This is a genomic window from Rhodococcus sp. MurmanLake-1, from assembly GCF_056945715.1.
Genome location: NZ_JBWZNF010000012.1, coordinates 44369 through 64019, shown reverse-complemented (window position 1 = coordinate 64019; position 19651 = coordinate 44369). Strand labels below are relative to the sequence as shown.

Sequence of the window (19651 nt, the reverse complement as noted above, 5' to 3'; positions counted from 1 at the left end):
TTCGATGGAGGAGGATGGTGGCCATGAATTCGCCGCAGCCGCAAGGCAATCAGCTCGCACCCCGTCGTGTTGTCGTCGCTGAAGACGAGGCGTTGATCCGCATGGATCTGGTCGAGATGCTCCGCGAAGAGGGCTACGACGTCGTCGGTGAGGCCGGTGACGGGCAGGTTGCGGTGGAGTTGGCCGAGTCGCTCAAGCCTGATCTGGTCATCATGGACGTGAAGATGCCCAGGAGAGACGGCATCGACGCCGCTTCGGAGATTGCCGCCAAGCGGATCGCTCCTGTTGTCATTCTCACAGCGTTCAGTCAGCGCGAGTTGGTCGAGCGCGCACGCGATGCCGGCGCCATGGCTTACTTGGTCAAGCCGTTCTCGATCAGTGACCTCGTTCCCGCTGTCGAATTGGCGGTCAGTCGTTTCCGCGAGGTGACGGCGCTCGAGCGTGAGGTCGCTGATCTTTCCGACCGGCTCGAAGCACGCAAGCTGATCGAGCGAGCCAAGAGTGTTCTGATGGTTCGCCAAGCGCTCACCGAACCTGAGGCGTTCAAGTGGATTCAGCGCGCCGCGATGGATCGGCGCTCCACGATGAAGGCGGTCGCACAGGTCGTACTGGAAACTCTGGGCGGTGAACCGGACGCTTGAGCAAAGTGTCCGGGTTATCCGGCTGCACTGAGTGGCTGCGTCGACCGTCGAAACGTCGCGCAGCGCTACAGCCGTGTAAACACTGTGCGCCTTCAGATAACAGTCAGGTCACAGGGCTTTCTTGAAGGATCGCGAAACGGTTCCAAGGTCTAGCGTCTGATCCCACAGCGAGCGCCAGTTCGGGTGGCGCGAGCACCGGCTGATCTTAGGAGCGTGGGATGGCTAGACGAACACTTGTGCGTACTGCTGCAGTTCTCGGCGCGGCATCACTGGCACTTGCAGGCTGTAGCTCGAACAAGTCGGATGACTCGTCTTCGAGTGGCTCTACGTCCGGCGCTTCCGCCGCGACGACATCCGTCACGACTGATTGCACCCCGGAGCAGGCCAAGGCCGGCGCCACCCCGTCCACGGAAGCGCTGCGTATCGGTACGCTTCTTCCTGATACAGGCAGCTTGTCGTTTCTCGGGCCGCCGATGGTCGCGGGCACCCAGCTGGGAGTCAACGACGTCAATGCAGCCGGAGGCGTTCTCGGCCAACCGGTCCAGCTGATTCCCGGCGATTCGGGTGACACCACAACGGACACCGCCAACACCACCGTCGACCGCGAATTGGCTGCAGGCACTCAGGTCATCGTCGGCGCCGCGTCGTCCTCGGTTTCGCTCAAGGTGATCGACAAGATCGCCAGCGCAGGCGTCGTGATGTTCTCGCCTGCCAACACCTCGGACCAATTCGTCTGCTACCCCGACAAGGGCATGTACTTCCGCACCGCTCCGACGGACGTACTACAGGCTCAGGCCGTCGCACAGCTCATTTCGGACGACGGTGGTCAGCGCGTAGCGATCATGGCCCTCAACGACCCGTACGGGACGGGTCTGGCGGACAACATCGAAAAGAATCTGATCGATTCGGGCGTCCCCTCCGATCAGATCGAGAAGATCATCTACGACCCGAACGCGCAGTCGTTCAACTCCGAAGTCGATCAAGTCAAGAACTTCAATCCGGATGCAGTGGCATTGGTGGGCTTCGAGGAGTCGGCGAAGATCATCACGCGCATGCACGAAGTGGGCATCGGCCCGTCGGACGGAATGGCGATGTACGGCGTCGACGGCAACATGGGTAACGCGCTCGGCGAATCCGTGGCGAAGCCGTTGCTCGACACCATGCAGGGAACCACGCCCCTGACGGACGTCGGAGCTGCCTTCCAGGATCGTCTGAAGGCTGTGAACCCCTCTCTGATCGACTTCAACTACGCCGGAGAGTCGTACGACGCGGTGGTGATCTCAGCTCTCGCTGCCGAGCAGGCGAAGTCGACGGCCGGTACCGACATCGCGGCCAACATCAACAGCGTCACCGAAGGCGGCACCAAGTGCACGTCCTACGTCGAGTGCCTGCCGTTGGTGAAGGCGGGAACCGACATCGACTACGACGGCATCACCGGTGAGTTGGACTTCAACGATTCGGGAGAACCGTCCATCGGTTCGTACGGAAAGCTCAAGTTCGGCCCTGAGAACACGCTGACCACAGAAGGATTCGTGGTCGTGGGCAAGTAAGCAGCCAACGAGAATGGGCCAGGGTCGCAAGACCCTGGCCCATTCTCGTGTCTGTCCTACTTCTCTTTGCTTCCGGCGAGCGTTCCCAAGTACAACTCGATCACCTTGGGGTCGTTCATCAGATTGGCGCCGGTGTCGGTGTACGCGTTCTTACCCTGATCGAGTACGTAGCCGCGGTCGCAGATCTGAAGGCAGCGGCGCGCGTTCTGCTCGACCATGATGACCGAGACACCCGCAGCATTGATCTTCTTGCAGCGGATGAACACCTCGTCCTGGAACATGGGGGACAGGCCCGCAGACGGTTCGTCGAGCAGCAGCACCGACGGATCCATCATCAGGGCCCGGCCCATCGCGACCATCTGGCGTTCGCCGCCGGAGAGTGCGCCGGCCTTCACCTTTCGCCGTTCACTCAGAAGAGGGAACAGTTCACTCACGAAGGCGAATCGTTCCGCGAATGCCTTGGGACGCAGATAAATGCCCATTTCGAGGTTTTCTTCGATGGTCAGAGTCTGAAAGACGTTCTGTGTCTGAGGGACGTACCCGACTCCCTTCTGAACGAGGACGTGAGCGGGCGCAGACGTGATGTTGTCCTCGCGTAGGGTGACCGACCCTTCGCGTACCGGTATCAGTCCGAACAGTGATTTCAGGAGTGTCGATTTGCCTGCGCCGTTCGGTCCGATGATCCCGACGATTTCCCCTTCCTTCAGGAAGAAGTTGCATTCACGCAGGATGTTGACGCCGGGAATGTAGCCCGCGACGAGGCTGTCGGCGCGGAGCAGGGCACCTGCCGACAGTCGCTGATGCTCCTCGGCCGTCGCGGCGAACTCTGCAGGCGTGAGTGAACGTGCGTGGTTCTCGCTCATGGCTTCTCGTGCCTTCCGCGCGGTTCCTCGGGACTCGATTCCAGCGTCGCGGCGAGATCGGCCGGAAGGTTGTCGACGTCGGGTTCCGACAGGTCCCCGCCCGACTCGAGGGTTTCGACCTCGGCTTCAGCCAGGGCGGCGGCCAGAACGGCCGTCTCGCCCACCGGATTTCCGTTGTCGTCGAACTCGAGGGCCTGGTCATGGTGGCTGCCCAGATATGCGTCGACGACGGCTGTGTTGGACGAGAGTTCGTCCGGGGTGGATTCGGCGATGACGCTGCCCTGCGCCATGACCACCACCCAATCGCTGATATCTCGGATCACGTCCATGTCGTGCTCGACGAACACGACCGTCATTCCGTCGTCGCGCAATGATTTGATGTGTCCGAGCAGGCTTTGCGTCAGAGCAGGATTGACCCCCGCCATCGGTTCGTCGAGCATCACCACCGAGGGCGAGGTCATGAGTGCGCGAGCCATTTCGAGCAATTTGCGCTGCCCACCGGAGAGTGAACCGGCGAGGTCGTCTGCCTTGGTGTCGAGTTTGAATCGTGCGAGGAGTTCGTTGGCGCGTTCGGTGATCTCGCGTTCCTGCCCTTTCCAGATCCACGGAACGAGGGATGCAAAAATGCGTTCACCTCGTTGGCCGGTGGCGCCGAGTCGTACGTTGTCCAGCACGGTGAGTTTGGAGAGCGCCTTGGTCAACTGGAACGTCCGTACCACTCCCTTCCTGGCTACCTGGTGGGGATACATGCGGCCCAGCGATTGACCGTCCATCGACCACGTACCGGTGTCCGGCCGGTCGAAACCGGTAAGAAGGTTGAAGAGCGTCGTTTTTCCGGCACCGTTTGGACCGATCAGACCCGTGATGCACCCTCGTTGAATCTCGAGGTGATCGACGTCGACGGCCTTGAGACCGCCGAACGTCCGCGAGACGTTGTCAGCGACCAACACCGGGTCGGGTTTCGCCGATCCGGGAAGGTGAGGAACGTCGGCAAAGATCTGTGCTCTGGTATCGGCGTCAAGCATTGAGTTGCACCTCCCGCTTGTTACCCAGTATTCCCTGCGGTCTGAAGACCATCAGGAGAGCAATCATCAATCCGAGCAGGACATACCTAGTGGCCCCGACTTGCTGTTCCGTGAGTGAAAGCAGCGGATTTTCGCCGGAGATCGCCTGACGCAGCAAGGCATCAGGTATGGCGAGGAGGAACCAGAACAACATTGCGCCGACCACCGGGCCGAATACCGTTGCCGCCCCGCCCAGAATCAGTGCGCCGAACGCGAAGAACGTCTGCGCGGTCGAGTAGAAGTCCGGGTTGATGGACTTGGTCTGCAAAGCGTTGAACACACCGGCCAGACCACCGATCACGCCGCCGAGAACCAGCGCCTGCATCTTGTACACGAAGACGTTCTTGCCCAACGATCGCGCTGCGTCCTCGTCTTCGCGAACCGCCTTGAGGACGCGCCCCCACGGACTGTGCGTCAACAAGTAGACAAATCCGCACAAGATCAAGACCAGCGTCCACCCCACGACCATCGACCAGAGGTCGTCTCCGTAGAACTTCACGCCGAGAAATGAGTACTGCTTGGCCGAGTCGAAGGGGCTCAGTGCGGTGAACGGGTCTGCGAAACCGAACAGGCCATTGGTGGAACCGGTCACCGAATCCGACGCGGTCGAGCGGAAGATCAGACGCAGGATCTCCGAAGCGGCGATGGTCACGATGGCGAGATAGTCGGCGCGCAGACGCAGCGTCGGGATACCGAGCACGAGCGCGAGGAGCCCGGCTGCGGTGAGTCCGACGAGGATGCCGAGCCACAACGGCTGGTCGTAGGTCACGGTCATGATGCCGACGCCGTAGCCGCCGAGGAGGGCAAAACCGATCTGACCGAAGTTGAGCAGTCCGGCGTAGCCGAAGTGCAGGTTCAGCCCGATTGCCAGCAGTGCGTAGAAGATTGCCGACGGCCCGATCAACTGGGCGAAGGAAACCTGGAAAGCTCCCATGATGTCCATGTTCGTCACCCGATCCTTTGTCTGGATCCGAGGATGCCCTGGGGGCGAACCACGAGGATCACGATCAAGACGAGAAGTCCGCCGATGTATTTGAGATCGGGGTTGATGATGAGCGTCGAGAGTTGGACCAGAAGTCCCACGATGACGCAGCCGAGTAGCGCCCCGTACGCGGTTCCCAGACCACCGAGGGTGATTCCGGCGAACATGAGCAGCAACAGTTTGAAGCCCATTTCCCACTGGACGCGTCCGCCGAGTTCGGAGATACCGAACAGCACACCGCCGAGGGCGGCCAATCCGCCGCCGAGCCCCCAGACGAACATGATCACGCGCTCGACGTTGATACCGGACGAAGCGGCGAGGTCACGATTGTCGGAGACGGCACGCATGGCCTTTCCGATGCGAGTCTTCTGCAGAAGCAGTGCGACGCCGACCAGGACGACCAGACTGACGATCATGACTATCGCGTTGGCGTCGGTCAGTGCGATCGGGCCCCAGTTCTTCTCGACCTGGCCCTGGTAGTCGTCGAACGGTTCGGCGCGGTCGGAGAAGAAGATCAGGATCAAGTAGCGCAATGAAATCGCGAGACCGATCGAAACCACCAATTGCGCGATCAACCCGGTCTTGCGCTTACGCAGTGGTTTCCAGACGATTCCGTTGGTCAGCAGGCCGATGCCGATGCCGACGAAGATCGCGAGGATCGTGGCGGGAATCAGCGGAACGCCGAAGGACGTGTTGATCACCCAGGCAGCAACGGCTCCTAACGTCACCATCTCGCCGTGAGCGAAGTTGGTCAGGCCAGTGGTGCCGTAGATCAGGCTCAAACCCACACCGGCGATCGCGATCACGAGGCCGAACCGCAGACCGTCGACCGTCGTGCGGATCAGCTTCTCGCCGAAGCTGACATTCGAGGCGGTACGTACCTCGCCGAACGAGAAGATCACGGTGTTCGCGCGGCCGGCCACCACCTCGCGTTCGACAGCGGCTTGCACACTGACCCCGTCGGGAAGTGTGTCGGCAACGATCTCGAAGGTGTAGGTGCCCGGTGCCACGGCCAGTTCCCAACGGCCGTTCGATGCCGATTCTCCGGTGGCGACTTCCGTACCGGAAGAATCGAGCGCACGGACGGTGACGCCCTCGAGGCGTGTGCCGCCGTTGTTGAGATTGCCGCTGACGGGGACAGCGTTGTCGGGAACCGGTGCTGTCGGTGTTGCGGATGCTGTCGGGGTCGGCGGTGTAGGGGAAGTGGTCGGTTCCTGAGCCGAAGCAGTTCCGGCCAGGCTGAGTAATGCGAAGAACGTCAGTAATGCAAAGGCCAGTAGTCGGCTGAGTGTCGCGAGGGTCTGCCGTTTCACTACGGGTGGGGCCACGTACGTCCTCCGAGCGGGTCGGGAATAGCGCGTCTGGACAAAGGTGCCGCGCAGCACAGGGATTGTTTCGTTGCTGCGATTTCCGGACTCTAACGGCTCCGTTCGCTTCAGATGGGGTTCTGAGATTTCCGGGATGTTTCGGTTCCGTATCGAAGGCCGAAGGCTGCATCAATTGTCCGATTCTTATGTTTGTTCCTGCGTAAACAACGGCGAAGGCGTCGATGTCGGTCGCGATCCCTAGACTGATGAACCGTGAGCCCCGCAACCACAACTCGGTCCAGCACGTCCACCGCTTCAGCCGGCACCACCGGCAAGGCGGACGATCGCCCTCTTCTGATGCTTCTCGACGGGCATTCGTTGGCATTTCGCGCCTTCTATGCGCTGCCTGCAGAGAACTTCAAGACACACAGTGGGCAGGCCACCAACGCGGTGTACGGCTTCACGTCGATGTTGATCAACCTTCTTCGTGACGAGCAGCCCACCCACTTGGCCGCGGCTTTCGACGTGTCGCGTCAGACGTTTCGCGCCGACCTGTTCCCCGAATACAAGGCGCAGCGCGCGAAGGCTCCGGACGAATTCAAGGGCCAGATCGACATCACCAAGGACGTTCTCGGCGCGCTGGGCATCCCGGTCATGGCCGAGGAAGGTTTCGAGGCCGACGACGTGATTGCCACGTTGACCACGCAGGCGGAGGCACTCGGATACCGGGTTCTCGTCGTGACCGGCGACCGCGACTCGCTGCAGCTGGTGACCGACAACGTCACTGTGCTCTACCCGAAGAAGGGTGTCTCGGAGCTCACCCGATTCACGCCGACGGCCGTCGAGGAGAAGTACAGCCTCACTCCGTCGCAGTATCCGGATTTTGCTGCCCTGCGCGGCGACCCGAGTGACAACCTCCCCGGTATCCCCGGCGTCGGCGAGAAAACCGCTACCAAGTGGATCCGTGAGTACGGTGACCTGCAGGGACTGGTAGACAACGTGGACAAGGTCCGCGGCAAGGTGGGCGACTCACTACGAGAGAACCTCGCAAACGTCCTGCTCAATCGTCAGCTCACCGAGATGGTTCGCGACGTTCCGTTGCCGTACACGCCCGAGCAGTTGGTCTTGGCCCCGTGGGACCGCGAGAAGATTCATGCGTTGTTCGACGATCTCGAGTTCAAGGTTCTCCGCGATCGACTGTTCGCGACCCTGTCGTCGTCCGAGCCCGAAGCAGAGGAAGGGTTCGAGGTCAGCGGCGATGCACTCGCCCCGGGTGCGGTTGCCGCGTGGCTCGATGCCCACGCGCGAACCGGTGAGCGTCACGGCGTCACAGTGCTCGGAACCAGAACTCCGTTTGCCGGCGACGTCACTGCACTCGCGATCGCGGCCTCCGACGGTGAATGTGCATACATCGCGGCGTCGACGGCAACACCGGAAGACGAAGCAGCTCTCGGTGATTGGCTCGCCGACGCATCGCAGCCGAAGGCGCTGCACGAAGCCAAGTGGGCGATCCACGCTCTGCGTGGGCGTGGTTGGACGCTCGGTGGACTGACCAGCGACACTGCTCTGGCCGCATACCTCGTCCGGCCGGGCCAGCGCAGCTTCAATCTCGACGATCTCTCGCTTCGCTACCTCAAGCGTGAACTGCGCGCCGAAACATCCGGCCAGGAACAGCTTTCACTGCTCGACGACACCGAACAGCTCGATGCCGAAGCAGCCGAGACCGCGATGCTCAGCGCTCAGGCCGTTCTCGACTTGGCAGCTGCACTGGACACCGAGTTGGAGTCGATCGAGTCCAAGTCGCTCCTCTCCGACATGGAACTGCCGTTGACGATCGAGCTCGCTCAGATCGAGGCCACCGGCATCGCCGTCGACAGCGCGCATCTGCACGATCTTCAGAGCCGTTTCGCCTCCCAGGTCGCCGACGCCGCAAACTCCGCGTACGAGGTGATCGACAAGCAGATCAACCTGGGTTCGCCGAAGCAGCTGCAGGTGGTCTTGTTCGAAGAACTCGACATGCCCAAGACGAAGAAGACGAAGACGGGCTACACCACCGACGCCGAGGCGTTGCAGGGTCTGTTCGACAAGACAGGACACCCGTTCCTCGAACACCTTCTCGCGCACCGTGATGCGACGCGCATGAAGGTGACCGTCGACGGTCTTCTCAAGGCCGTGGCCGAAGACGGTCGCATCCACACGACGTTCAACCAGACGGTTGCCGCGACCGGGCGTCTGTCGTCGACCGATCCGAACTTGCAGAACATCCCGGTGCGAAACGACGCGGGGCGCGAGATTCGCGACGGATTCGTAGTCGGGCAAGGGTTCGACGTTCTGCTCACTGCCGACTACAGCCAGATCGAAATGCGCATCATGGCGCACGTGTCAGGCGACGAGGGACTGATCGAGGCATTCAACACCGGTGAGGACCTGCACAGCTTTGTCGGCTCGCGCGCATTCGGAGTTCCGATCGAAGAGGTCACTCCTGAACTGCGTCGCCGGGTCAAGGCGATGTCCTACGGTCTGGCCTACGGGCTCAGTGCCTACGGATTGGCGTCGCAGCTGAAGATTTCGACCGAAGAAGCGAAGCAGCAGATGGATGCGTACTTCGCTCGTTTCGGCGGCGTGCGGGATTACCTCCACGCGGTGGTCGAGCAGGCACGTAAGGACGGCTACACCTCGACGCTCTACGGCCGTCGTCGCTACCTGCCGGACCTCAACAGCGACAACCGTCAGCGTCGTGAGGTGGCCGAACGTGCTGCCCTGAATGCGCCGATCCAGGGCACCGCAGCCGACATCATCAAGGTCGCGATGATCAATGTTCAGAAGGCTCTCGCCGAAGCCGGATTGAAGTCGCGCATGCTGTTGCAGGTGCACGACGAATTGGTGCTCGAAGTGGTCGCCTCCGAGTTGGAGGAAGTCACCGCACTGGTCAAGGACAAGATGGCCACAGCCATCGAGTTGTCGGTACCCCTGGATGTTTCGGTGGGAACCGGTCGAAGCTGGGACAGCGCGGCTCACTGAGTCGGCGTCAAGACAGTCTGGCTACGAAAAGAGCGCGCTCCGAATCGAATTCGATTCGGAGCGCGCTCTTTTCGCTATTCAGCTGAAGCGGTCTGCTCTGCGATCTGCTTGCGGACCTCGTCCATGTCGAGTGCCTTGACCTGAGTGACGAGCTCTTCGAGTTGAGCGGCGGGAAGAGCGCCGGCCTGGTTGAACACGAGTACGCCTTCGCGGAAGGCCATGATCGTGGGGATGGAGCGGATGTTCGCGGCCGCTGCGATTCCCTGCTCGGCCTCGGTGTCGACCTTGGCGTGAACGACGTCGGCGTGCTTCTCCGAAGAGGCTTCGAACGTCGGCGCGAACTGGCGGCACGGGCCGCACCAGGAGGCCCAGAAGTCCACGAGGACGACGTCGCTGCCGTTGATCGTTTCGTCGAAGTTCTGCTGGGTGAGTGTCTGGGTGGCCACAGGGGTCCTTTCCATTGTGCGGGCTGTTGGTGTGTGCAACGCCCCGGAACCGCTGATTCTTCCCTGAGCCGATTTCAGCTTGCGTTCTCGGTCGCCCGAAACGTCCGGCGGTAGGCCTGGGGCGTGGTGCAGCGAAGCCGGATGAAGTGCTGGCGAAGCACGGCGCCGCCGCCGAAACCAACGCGTTCCGCGATGACATCGACGGAGAGGTCCGAATTCTCCAGGAGTTGCTGGGCGGCCAGTACTCGCTGATCGCTGAGCCAGCGGGCGGGAGTCGTTCCCGTTTCCGCTTGGAAACGGCGGGCAAATGTGCGAGCGGACATGTTCGCTCGGGCCGCGACCATTCCGACAGTGAGGTCGAGGGCGAGATTCTCCGTCATCCAGTCGAGGAGTGGGGCAAGGGTTGCACTCGGCGTCGAGGTGAGGGGAGTGGCGACGTACTGGGCCTGCCCACCGTCACGGTGGGGTGGCACCACCATCCTTCTCGCGATGCCGTTGGCGACACGAGAACCCTGTTCCTTTCGCACGATGTGCAGGCACAGATCGATTCCTGCCGCGGTGCCTGCGCTGGTGAACACCGGATCTTCGTCCACGTACAACACGTCCGGATCGACCTTGGCTTCCGGATACGTCTGGGCAAGCCTCTCTGCGTGCCGCCAATGCGTCGTGCATCGCCTTCCGTCCAGTAGTCCAGCCGCGCCCAGGACAAACGCTCCGGTGCACAGGCTTGCCACCTTGGCGCCCCGGGCTACGGCCTCGTTGAGTTTGACCAGCAGGGGATCGACACTCGAGTCGGGACTCGGTGAGCACATGTACGCGTCGCCGGCGTCGTAGGTTCCGCCGGCGGAAACGACGATGAGGTCGGCGTCGTCGAGAGAATCGAGGTTGTACGGAACATCGATGTTGTAACCGAACCGCGTTCGGATCGGGCCCGGAACTGCGGCGATCAGCGAGAAGTCGTACGTGGGGAGGCCGCCGTCGGATCGGTCGAAGCCGAAGACTTCACATGCCACGCCGAGTTCGAACGCCTCGGTCATCGGCATCAGTGGGACCACCACTTTCGCGAGCATCTTTCGAGTGTGACAGAAAAACGGGAAAGTGGCAGAAAATCGTCCAAGTCTGGCTTTTCTGCCACTACTGCCACGTGGGACATTCCGTCAGGCTGGACACATGGCAATCATCGTCGTCAGCCTCTTGGTCCTACTGGTCCTGAACGTACTAGCTCTTGCCGGCCGAACGCCCGACACTCGTCACGACGTCAGTCCGCACGGAGACTTCACCCTTTGAGGGCAAGTCTGGCCTTTCAATACACCGCAGCTGCGGTGGTGTGGGGAGCCAGTTTCCTCTTCATGAAGATCGGGCTCGAAGGTCTGTCCTTCACGCAGGTAGTTCTGTGGCGCTTGGTCTTCGGTGCGCTCGCGCTGGTTCTCGTGTCAGCGGTCAGCCGGATCGGCCTACCGAGGGAATTTCGTGTTTGGAAGCACCTGGCTTTTCTCGCAGCGACGCAATGCATCGTTCCGTGGCTGCTGTTCAGTTGGGCGGAGCAGGACATGTCCTCGGGACTCGCGAGCATCTACAACGCCACCACGCCACTGATGACTATGGCTGTCTCCCTTGCCTTTCTGCCGGGGGAGACGCTGACGCGATACAAGTCGCTGGGGTTGCTTCTCGGATTCGGTGGAGTGCTGATCGTGTTGGCGCCGTGGAATCTCGGCGTCGGCGGAACCCTCAGTGCGCAGGTGGCTTGCCTGGGAGCGACTGCGTCGTACGGGATTTCGTTTGTCTACCTCAGGCGTTTCGTGCTTCCTCTCGGCGTCGACACTCGTACGGTCGCGCTTGTGCAAATCAGTATCGGTGCTTTCGTGATGGTTCTGGCCTCTCCGGTCGTCGCAAACACGCCGATGCACCTCACGCCGGCAGTTGTCCTGTCGATGATCGCTCTGGGCGCACTGGGGACCGGGCTCGCATTTATCTGGAACACCAACGTCGTTCAGGGGTGGGGGCCGACTGCGGCGTCCACCGTCACTTATCTCAGTCCAGTGGTGGGCGTCGCTCTCGGCGCAATAGTCTTGGACGAAAGCGTTGGCTGGAATCAGCCGGTTGGTGCGCTGGCGGTGATCGCGGGAATCCTGGTGACCCGACGTGCAACCCGCTCTGTCACACCGGCGGTGTCAGTAACCATTCCGTCTTCTGTTCGCCGTCCCAGCGCCTGATCCCGCCGCTGCGCCCGTGAATCACGTCGGTGCCGAGCAGGGCGATGGCTTCACCCAGACGTGCAGGTTCGACGCGTCGGGCGAGCGTCACGTGAGGCGTCCACGCGCCGGGCTCGACGTGGGCGGGAAGTGCCGTCGAGCCAACCGTTGACTCGCCTATTTCTCGGTGCAGGTGAAGGAGTGCACGCGAAGGAACAACCGAGCGCGCCAAGACCATCTGCTTGCCGCCGAACACGACGTAGCCACCCAGTCGGACCTCGAAGTCCGGGGCCGAGAAGCGCCGCACCAACAGTTCGTCGATCTCCGCGGGGATCTCACGGGCGACGAACAGCGTGATGTGCGGACGGTTGGACGGGCTGTGATGAGAGGCCTGACTCGGTAATCCGGCGTCGGCGAGTAGCTGCCATTGTGCTCGCACTGCCGACTCACTCACCGGATCGAGGAGCAATTCCACCGACTGGACCATGGTGAGCAATGATTGCCTGATGACAGGTGCGAGCGCAATCGGTACTCCGGCCATGCGGCTGGGACTCATGCACGGCGACGGAATCGGCCACGAAATCGTCCCGGCGACACGGCAGATCGTGGATGCGGCGCTGTCATCGGTTCACGCTCCGCCCGTCGAGTGGGTCGAGCTTCCGCTCGGGAGTACGGCCATCGACACTCACGGCACGCCAATTCCCGACGAAACCATCGATGGGTTGGGGCAGCTGCAAGGCTGGATCCTCGGACCCCATGACAGCGCGTCGTATCCCGAGAGGTTTCGCGGACAACTCACCCCCGGCGGCGTCATCCGGAAAAAGTTCGAGTTGTTCGCGAACATCCGACCGGCAGCAGCGTTCCCCGGCGTCAAGGCGATGGTCCCCGACATGGATCTGGTGATCGTCCGCGAGAACACCGAGGGGTTGTACGCGGATCGGAACATGGCAGTCGGCAGCGGCGAATTCATGCCGACGCCAGACATCGCCCTGGCCGTCGGTGTGTTCACCCGCGCTGCATGCGAACGGATCGCACGCACTGCCTTCGCGTTGGCGTCGCGTCGGCGCAATCACGTCACGATCGTCCACAAGGCCAACGTCCTGACACTGACCACCGGCCTCTTCCGCGACGCCTGCCGAACCGTCGCCGCGGAGTACCCCCACGTAGTCGTCGACGACGAGCACGTCGACGCGATGGCGGCGCACCTCGTTCGACGCGGCGGAGACTTCGACGTCGTGGTGACCGAAAACATGTTCGGCGACATTTTGTCGGATCTGGCGGGCGAGCTGTCCGGTTCACTCGGAACCGCGCCGTCGATCAACGCTTCCGAGACGCAGGTCATGGCTCAGGCTGCGCACGGTGCAGCACCCGACATTGCCGGGAAGAACCGGGCGAACCCGACGGCACTGTTCCTCTCGAGTGCGATGATGCTCGACTGGCTCGGTGATGCGCGCGGAGATCGGTTGTTGTCTGCGGCGGCACGCCGCATTTCAGACGCGGTTCGTACGACCATCGCGTCGGGTATCGCGACCGCCGACCTCGGCGGTTTGGCATCGACCAGCGAATTTTCCGAAGTCGTGTACGCACACACTCTGCGTCGCTGATTCTTGTACGACAGGCCGGAATCTTGCGAAGTCGGCGACGGTGGAACTCCTGCCGTAACCTACCGTTCGACTGAATTTCGGATGGACGTTGCAAGTGCGGCGATCGACGAGTGGAGAGCAGAGTCGTGGTCGATGAAAACGCACGGGCACCAAGGCCACGTGGCGTGGGTTATGGCTCGAGCAGTGGCGGGCGTATCCGCACCAACGTGGTGCGAGTCCTGTTGGTGGGCTTGATCGTCGCACTGTGCGGCGGATGTGTCACCAACAACGAGGGTCTCGTTCCGGAAGGGCCGCCACTTGATGTCCAGAAGGTGCCCGAGATCGCCGCTCTTCTGCCGTCCAAGGTCACGGATTCGGGCAAGCTGCAGGTCGGCGTCAACATTCCGTACGCGCCAAACGAATTCAAGGACGCGGACGGCAACATCGTCGGTTTCGACGTCGACCTGATGAATGCCGTTGCCGCCGTGCTCGGTGTCGAAGCTGTCTTCAACCAAGCCGACTTCGACAAGATCATCCCCGCTATCCAGTCGGGAAGCTACGACCTCGGCATGTCTTCGTTCACCGACTCCAAGGAACGCGAGAAGACGGTCGACTTCGTCACGTACTACAGCGCAGGGATCCAGTGGGCGCAACGGCCGGACAAGCCAGTCGATCCGAACAACGCATGCGGGCTTCGGGTGGCGGTGCAGACCACGACCACCGAGGACATCGACGAGGTGCCTGCCAAGAGCGAGGCATGCGTGGCCGAGGGCAAGCCCCCGATCGACAAGATCAAGTACGACAGCCAGGACGACGCGGCCAACGCGCTCATCCTCGGTCGAGTCGACGCGCTGTCCGCTGATTCGCCAGTGACCGGCTATGCGATCAAACGGAGCAAGGGCCGGATGGAAGCTGCGGGAGAACCGTTTGATTCGGCGCCGTACGGCTGGCCGATCGTGAAGGGTTCCGCCCTTGGGCCCGCCCTGCAGCAGGCAATGCAGTACCTGATCGACAACGGCGTCTATCAACAGATCGCGCAGACCTGGAGTGTCGAGGCCGGCGTCATCGAAGTATCCAAGATCAACGGCGCGGAAAGCTGATGAACATGACAACAACTGAGACCGGCGATCCGGTGCCGATCAAGGCGATTCCACTACGCAGACCTGGTCGTTGGATTGCCGCGGTCGTCGTCGTGGTCCTCTTCGGACTGTTCGTTTACGGCGCGGCGACCAACGAAGCCTTTGCATGGGGGACTTACGGTCAGTATCTGTTCGACAAACGGATCTCCGCTGGTGCGTGGACAACGATCCAGCTGACGGTGCTGGCAATGGTGATCGCGATCGTCCTCGGTGTGATTTTGGCAGTCATGCGACTTTCTCCCAACCCGGTGCTTCGCGCCGCGGCCTGGGGCTATCTGTGGATCTTTCGAGGAACCCCTGTCTACGTGCAGTTGGTCTTCTGGGGCCTGTTCCCGTCGATCTACAAGAGCATCGATCTCGGTATTCCCTTCGTAGATCAGTTTGCGCACATCAATCTCCAGGACTTGCAGGCAGCGTTTCTGTTTGCGGTGATCGGTTTGGCACTGAACGAGGCTGCATACATGGCCGAGATCGTCCGTGCCGGCGTGAGTTCGGTCAACGAGGGCCAGACCGAAGCATCTGTTGCATTGGGTATGACGTGGAGTCAGACGATGCGCCGAACCGTACTACCGCAGGCGATGCGCGTCATCATTCCGCCGACCGGTAACGAAGTCATCAGCATGCTCAAGACCACCTCGCTCGTGACGGCGGTCCCTTACAGCTTCGAGTTGTACGGTCGAGCGCGCGATATCTCGGGCGCCAACTTCGAGCCGATTCCCCTGTTGATGGTGGCGGCAACGTGGTACCTCGCGATCACGAGTCTGCTCATGATCGGGCAGTACTACGTCGAGCGTCACTATTCGAAGGGCGCAACCCGAGCACTGACCACACGCCAGCTTCAGGCACTGGCCGACGCGCAAGGAAAAGCTACGGTAGTGGAAACGCTTCCGGATACCCCCGGAGGAGAACGCAAATGACACCCATGGTGAAAGCAGACCGAGTTTGTAAGAACTTCGGCGCACTGGAGGTTCTGAAAGGGATTTCGCTCGAAATCGACCCTGGCCAGGTCCTCTGCCTGGTCGGTCCGTCCGGGTCGGGCAAGTCGACGTTCTTGCGCTGCATCAATCACCTCGAGCAGGTCAACGCCGGCCGACTGTACGTCGACGGCGACCTGGTGGGTTACTCGGAGAAGAACGGCAAACTGTACGAACTCCACCCGCGAGCAGCGGCCAAACAACGCCGCGACATCGGGATGGTGTTTCAGCACTTCAACCTGTTCCCGCACCGCACCGCTCTCGAGAACATCATCGAAGCGCCGACGCAGGTGAAGCGCGTCAGTAAGAAGAAGGCTGTCGAACGAGCGAAGGACCTCCTCGATCAGGTCGGGTTGAGCGCCAAAGCCAACGCCTACCCGGCCCAGTTGTCGGGTGGTCAGCAGCAAAGAGTTGCCATCGCCCGCGCTCTCGCGATGGACCCGAAGCTCATGCTGTTCGACGAGCCGACGTCCGCGCTCGACCCCGAACTCGTCGGTGAAGTTCTCACTGTGATGAAGCAATTGGCCAAAGAAGGCATGACGATGGTGGTCGTCACCCACGAGATGGGTTTCGCCCGCGAGGTCGCAGATCAGTTGGTGTTCATGGACGGGGGAGTTGTGGTCGAGGCAGGCGAGCCCCGGGAACTCCTGGCCAATCCGCAGCACGATCGGACCAAGGCGTTCCTGTCGAAGCTGCTGTAGCCGTCAGGGTTTGACGGCGCTGAAAATTGCAGTGCCCGGAAAGAGTTGGCCGCGCAGGGGACTCCACTGTCCCCATTCGCGGTCCAACCACTCCGGCCATTCGGGCTCGATGATGTCGCGCACCTGAAGTCCGGCCGCGACGATCTCACGAACCCGGTCGCCGATGGTGCGGTGATGCTCGACGTAGGTGGGGACTCCGTTGTCATCGACCTCGACATACGGGGTGCGGTCGAAGTAGGGGAGGGTCGCGGTCAAGCCCTTCGGCCCGGGATCGTCGGGGAAGATCCATCGGATCGGATGGTTGACGGCAAAGACCCACGATCCGCCGGGACGCAGAACCCGGGCGACTTCGTTCATCACTCGCTGCGAATCGGCAACGAACGGGACGGCGCCGAACGCAGAACAGACGATGTCGAAACTCTCGTCGGCAAATGGCAGGAGTTCCGCACTTGCCTGAATCAACGGGACTGCCGGTCCGCCGGCATTCATCGCGTCCTGCCCGCGGGCGAGCATCCCCATCGAGATGTCGAGACCGACGGCCCGAGCACCGTGTCCGGCGAGCCATCGGGCACACGGCGCCGAGCCGCAACCCACTTCCAATATGTCTTTGTCGACTATGTCGCCGAGTAAGTGGTGATCGCCCTCGTGCAGCCCTTCGGGGCACCAGACGAATTCACCTTCCGCGCTGTTCACGCCCAGAAACTCGCCGTGGGTTCGGTGGTAATCGTCGGCGTCGGCGTCCCACCACGCACGGCTGGCACGGTCGCTGGCACTGGAATCGACACGGACCCGGCCGACACCGCTGGTGCCGAGAATGGAATTGGCGGCGGCATGGCGCTCGTCAGACATGAACAACACAGTAGAACGGGCGATGCGGGCGCAGGGTACCCGGGTTTGCCCGGCAAGATAGCCGACGCGTAGTCTTACTCACGCGAGTGTCTGTCATCCGACTGATTGTCTATACGGGATCTTTACCAAGGTCTCGGAATCAGTTGGACCGAGGGAGCTCGCGGTGCGCTTCCGTGGTGTGGGATGTGATCCGGTATTCGGTTGTTCGTTATTGATGCAGCTGGGTACTTCGATCTAGTACTTCACAAAAGTACTTCCAACATTTGTACGCCACAGTTGCGCATCTCGTCCGACAAAATCCATCAACCGACCACAACTCGTCCGGAGCAATTCAACATATGCCCTCCACAACCGTCACCTCGCCGCAGGTTGCCATTAACGACATTGGCTCCGCCGAGGACTTCCTCGCCGCCATCGATGCCACGATCAAGTACTTCAACGATGGTGACATCGTCGAAGGAACCATCGTCAAGGTCGACCGCGACGAGGTTCTGCTCGACATCGGTTACAAGACCGAAGGTGTCATCCCTTCTCGTGAGCTCTCCATCAAGCACGACGTCGACCCCAACGAGGTCGTCTCCGTGGGAGATGCGGTCGAGGCTCTCGTCCTCACCAAGGAGGACAAAGAAGGTCGACTGATCCTGTCGAAGAAGCGCGCTCAGTACGAGCGTGCCTGGGGCACCATCGAGGAGCTCAAGGAGAAGGACGAGGCCGTCAAGGGCACCGTCATCGAGGTCGTCAAGGGCGGCCTCATCCTTGACATCGGTCTTCGTGGCTTCCTCCCCGCTTCGCTCGTCGAAATGCGTCGCGTCCGCGACCTCCAGCCGTACGTCGGCAAGGAGATCGAGGCCAAGATCATCGAGCTCGACAAGAACCGCAACAACGTGGTCCTGTCGCGCCGCGCATGGCTCGAGCAGACTCAGTCCGAGGTTCGCAGCGAATTCCTGCACCAGCTCCAGAAGGGCCAGGTCCGCAAGGGCGTCGTGTCCTCCATCGTCAACTTCGGTGCATTCGTGGACCTGGGCGGCGTAGACGGTCTGGTTCACGTTTCCGAGCTGTCTTGGAAGCACATCGATCACCCGTCCGAGGTTGTCGAGGTCGGCACCGAGGTCACCGTCGAGGTTCTCGACGTCGACCTGGACCGCGAGCGCGTCTCCCTGTCGCTCAAGGCAACGCAGGAAGATCCGTGGCGTCAGTTCGCCCGCACGCACGCCATCGGCCAGATCGTGCCCGGCAAGGTCACGAAGCTGGTTCCGTTCGGTGCATTCGTGCGCGTCGAAGAGGGAATCGAAGGCCTCGTTCACATCTCGGAGCTCGCTGAGCGCCACGTCGAGGTTCCGGACCAGGTTGTCGGCGTCGGCGACGATGCACTCGTCAAGGTCATCGACATCGACCTCGAGCGTCGTCGTATCTCGCTGTCGCTGAAGCAGGCCAACGAGGATTACAACGCCGAGTTCGATCCGTCCAAGTACGGCATGGCCGACTCGTACGACGAGCAGGGCAACTACATCTTCCCCGAGGGCTTCGATCCCGAGACCAACGAATGGCTCGAGGGCTTCGACAAGCAGCGCGAAGAGTGGGAGAACCGCTACGCCGAGGCTGAGCGTCGTCACAAGATGCACACCACTCAGATGGAGAAGACCGCTGCAGACGAGGCCGCTGAGGCTGCCACCGCTGCTGCCGGCTACTCCTCGGAGACGGCTGCTGCAGACGATGCTGAGGCTCCGGCTGCTGCCGGCTCCGCTCCGGCAGAGTCCGCTGGTGGATCGCTTGCCAGCGATGCGCAGCTCGCCGCACTTCGCGAGAAGCTGTCGGGCAACGCATAAGGATTACCGCTTGATCTGATCAAGCGAGATCTTTGAAGAACCCCGCCCCTGCACTTGCAGGGGCGGGGTTCTTTTCTCGGTCAGGTACCACTGGCGCGCGAAGAACTCAGTGAGTGAACACAGAAATGACCGGCACCGTAGGGTTGCCGGTCATTTTGTACTTCGTGAAAAAACTCAGTTTGCGGGAGCAGGCACCCAGTAGGTGGCGGTCGCTTCGGCTGTGCGCTTACGCATCGATGCGAAGCTGTGTCGGCCTTGGCTCACGAGCATCGTGAACCACGTACGACGGTGCTCTGCCAGGGCAAAAGCAACTTCGGGAAACTCTATGCAGTGCACGCCGTTCGGCATTCCGAGGCGGTGCTGACCGTGATGGTCGCGATCTGCTCGCATGGCGTCCACTTTCTCGAGAAGGTGCAGGTACAGGTGCGTTCGCTAGAACATAACCGCACGGTCACCGAAATTGTGGTATTTGAGCCTCGAACGCCTCGGCGTGTTCGATCGGTAGGCGTGTCT

The 19651-nt window shown here is 61.5% G+C and carries 18 protein-coding genes; 9 read left to right on the top strand and 9 right to left on the bottom strand.

From position 1 onward, the window contains the following. Positions 1-23: 23 nt before the first annotated feature. Both AC2ETI_RS26305 and AC2ETI_RS26300 read left to right on the top strand, forming a co-directional pair. Positions 24-641, top strand: a complete 618-nt coding sequence (locus AC2ETI_RS26305; protein WP_003944029.1) for an ANTAR domain-containing response regulator — start codon at positions 24-26, stop codon at positions 639-641. A 218-nt stretch (positions 642-859) separates the two neighbouring features. After that, a complete protein-coding gene (locus tag AC2ETI_RS26300) occupies positions 860-2191 on the top strand; it encodes an ABC transporter substrate-binding protein (RefSeq protein ID WP_483634629.1) in 1332 nt (443 codons plus the stop codon). A gap of 56 nt (positions 2192-2247) precedes the next feature. Here AC2ETI_RS26300 and AC2ETI_RS26295 read toward each other — a convergent pair whose 3' ends face one another. From AC2ETI_RS26295 to AC2ETI_RS26280, 4 genes are read right to left on the bottom strand one after another with little or no spacing between them, the layout of a single operon-like run. Further along, complete coding sequence (locus AC2ETI_RS26295) at positions 2248-3054, bottom strand: ABC transporter ATP-binding protein (RefSeq protein WP_007728720.1); 807 nt, start codon at positions 3052-3054, stop codon at positions 2248-2250. Next, on the bottom strand, positions 3051-4079 hold the full coding sequence (locus tag AC2ETI_RS26290) for an ABC transporter ATP-binding protein (protein ID WP_029255470.1): 1029 nt from the start codon (positions 4077-4079) through the stop codon (positions 3051-3053). The genes AC2ETI_RS26295 and AC2ETI_RS26290 overlap by 4 nt, the downstream gene beginning before the upstream one ends. Then, a complete protein-coding gene (locus tag AC2ETI_RS26285; RefSeq protein ID WP_003944088.1) occupies positions 4072-5061 on the bottom strand; it encodes a branched-chain amino acid ABC transporter permease in 990 nt (329 codons plus the stop codon). Before AC2ETI_RS26285 ends, AC2ETI_RS26290 begins: the two co-directional genes overlap by 8 nt. Positions 5062-5066: 5 nt before the next feature. Further along, positions 5067-6377: a branched-chain amino acid ABC transporter permease gene (locus AC2ETI_RS26280; protein ID WP_037120375.1), complete on the bottom strand. Its 1311-nt coding sequence runs from the start codon at positions 6375-6377 to the stop codon at positions 5067-5069. A gap of 303 nt (positions 6378-6680) precedes the next feature. Between AC2ETI_RS26280 and polA the strand changes: the two genes are divergently transcribed. Beyond that, positions 6681-9428 (top strand): DNA polymerase I, encoded by a 2748-nt coding sequence (polA, locus tag AC2ETI_RS26275; RefSeq protein ID WP_019748643.1) that lies wholly within the window; start codon positions 6681-6683, stop codon positions 9426-9428. A 74-nt stretch (positions 9429-9502) separates the two neighbouring features. On the opposite strand, the gene trxA is transcribed toward polA, so the two are convergent. Both trxA and AC2ETI_RS26265 read right to left on the bottom strand, forming a co-directional pair. After that, the gene (trxA, locus tag AC2ETI_RS26270; protein WP_003944106.1) at positions 9503-9874 is read right to left on the bottom strand and encodes a thioredoxin; all 372 of its coding nucleotides are present in this window, start codon (positions 9872-9874) and stop codon (positions 9503-9505) included. A gap of 74 nt (positions 9875-9948) precedes the next feature. After that, the gene (locus AC2ETI_RS26265; protein WP_483634628.1) at positions 9949-10944 is read right to left on the bottom strand and encodes a helix-turn-helix domain-containing protein; all 996 of its coding nucleotides are present in this window, start codon (positions 10942-10944) and stop codon (positions 9949-9951) included. A gap of 213 nt (positions 10945-11157) precedes the next feature. Between AC2ETI_RS26265 and AC2ETI_RS26260 the strand changes: the two genes are divergently transcribed. Beyond that, positions 11158-12087, top strand: coding sequence for a DMT family transporter (locus AC2ETI_RS26260; RefSeq protein ID WP_060939345.1), 930 nt, complete (start codon positions 11158-11160; stop codon positions 12085-12087). Here the strand turns inward: AC2ETI_RS26260 and AC2ETI_RS26255 are convergent. Continuing rightward, positions 12032-12607, bottom strand: coding sequence for a 2'-5' RNA ligase family protein (locus tag AC2ETI_RS26255; RefSeq protein WP_483634627.1), 576 nt, complete (start codon positions 12605-12607; stop codon positions 12032-12034). The genes AC2ETI_RS26260 and AC2ETI_RS26255 overlap by 56 nt on opposite strands. On the opposite strand from AC2ETI_RS26255, the gene AC2ETI_RS26250 reads away from it, so the two are divergent. From AC2ETI_RS26250 to AC2ETI_RS26235, 4 genes are all read left to right on the top strand, one after another. Then, positions 12573-13670 (top strand): isocitrate/isopropylmalate dehydrogenase family protein, encoded by a 1098-nt coding sequence (locus tag AC2ETI_RS26250; protein WP_060939360.1) that lies wholly within the window; start codon positions 12573-12575, stop codon positions 13668-13670. The two genes, AC2ETI_RS26255 and AC2ETI_RS26250, sit on opposite strands and share 35 nt — an antisense overlap. 206 nt (positions 13671-13876) lie before the next feature. Beyond that, positions 13877-14749 (top strand): ABC transporter substrate-binding protein, encoded by an 873-nt coding sequence (locus AC2ETI_RS26245; protein ID WP_024487476.1) that lies wholly within the window; start codon positions 13877-13879, stop codon positions 14747-14749. After that, positions 14749-15705, top strand: coding sequence for an amino acid ABC transporter permease (locus AC2ETI_RS26240; protein ID WP_483634626.1), 957 nt, complete (start codon positions 14749-14751; stop codon positions 15703-15705). The genes AC2ETI_RS26245 and AC2ETI_RS26240 overlap by 1 nt, the downstream gene beginning before the upstream one ends. After that, entirely contained in the window at positions 15702-16463 is a 762-nt protein-coding gene (locus tag AC2ETI_RS26235) for an amino acid ABC transporter ATP-binding protein (RefSeq protein WP_019748634.1), read from the top strand. Before AC2ETI_RS26240 ends, AC2ETI_RS26235 begins: the two co-directional genes overlap by 4 nt. A gap of 3 nt (positions 16464-16466) precedes the next feature. Here AC2ETI_RS26235 and AC2ETI_RS26230 read toward each other — a convergent pair whose 3' ends face one another. After that, positions 16467-17312 carry a class I SAM-dependent methyltransferase gene (locus tag AC2ETI_RS26230; RefSeq protein ID WP_007728737.1) on the bottom strand — a complete coding sequence of 282 codons (846 nt, stop codon included), beginning with the start codon at positions 17310-17312 and terminating at the stop codon, positions 16467-16469. Between the two features lie 338 nt (positions 17313-17650). Here AC2ETI_RS26230 and rpsA point away from each other — a divergent pair, with 338 nt between their 5' ends. Continuing rightward, on the top strand, positions 17651-19138 hold the full coding sequence (rpsA, locus tag AC2ETI_RS26225) for a 30S ribosomal protein S1 (RefSeq protein WP_019748632.1): 1488 nt from the start codon (positions 17651-17653) through the stop codon (positions 19136-19138). A gap of 174 nt (positions 19139-19312) precedes the next feature. On the opposite strand, the gene AC2ETI_RS26220 is transcribed toward rpsA, so the two are convergent. Beyond that, positions 19313-19528, bottom strand: a complete 216-nt coding sequence (locus AC2ETI_RS26220; protein ID WP_003944056.1) for a hypothetical protein — start codon at positions 19526-19528, stop codon at positions 19313-19315. Positions 19529-19651 lie beyond the last annotated feature (123 nt).

Coding starts and splice junctions, on each gene's coding strand:
- AC2ETI_RS26305 (WP_003944029.1), top strand. CDS start 24: ATGAATTCGCCGCAGCCGCAAGGCAATCAGCTCGCACCCCGTCGTGTT.
- AC2ETI_RS26300 (WP_483634629.1), top strand. CDS start 860: ATGGCTAGACGAACACTTGTGCGTACTGCTGCAGTTCTCGGCGCGGCA.
- AC2ETI_RS26295 (WP_007728720.1), bottom strand. CDS start 3,054: ATGAGCGAGAACCACGCACGTTCACTCACGCCTGCAGAGTTCGCCGCG.
- AC2ETI_RS26290 (WP_029255470.1), bottom strand. CDS start 4,079: ATGCTTGACGCCGATACCAGAGCACAGATCTTTGCCGACGTTCCTCAC.
- AC2ETI_RS26285 (WP_003944088.1), bottom strand. CDS start 5,061: ATGGACATCATGGGAGCTTTCCAGGTTTCCTTCGCCCAGTTGATCGGG.
- AC2ETI_RS26265 (WP_483634628.1), bottom strand. CDS start 10,944: ATGCTCGCGAAAGTGGTGGTCCCACTGATGCCGATGACCGAGGCGTTC.
- AC2ETI_RS26250 (WP_060939360.1), top strand. CDS start 12,573: ATGACAGGTGCGAGCGCAATCGGTACTCCGGCCATGCGGCTGGGACTC.
- AC2ETI_RS26255 (WP_483634627.1), bottom strand. CDS start 12,607: ATGGCCGGAGTACCGATTGCGCTCGCACCTGTCATCAGGCAATCATTG.
- AC2ETI_RS26240 (WP_483634626.1), top strand. CDS start 14,749: ATGAACATGACAACAACTGAGACCGGCGATCCGGTGCCGATCAAGGCG.
- AC2ETI_RS26235 (WP_019748634.1), top strand. CDS start 15,702: ATGACACCCATGGTGAAAGCAGACCGAGTTTGTAAGAACTTCGGCGCA.
- AC2ETI_RS26230 (WP_007728737.1), bottom strand. CDS start 17,312: ATGTCTGACGAGCGCCATGCCGCCGCCAATTCCATTCTCGGCACCAGC.
- rpsA (WP_019748632.1), top strand. CDS start 17,651: ATGCCCTCCACAACCGTCACCTCGCCGCAGGTTGCCATTAACGACATT.
- AC2ETI_RS26220 (WP_003944056.1), bottom strand. CDS start 19,528: ATGCGAGCAGATCGCGACCATCACGGTCAGCACCGCCTCGGAATGCCG.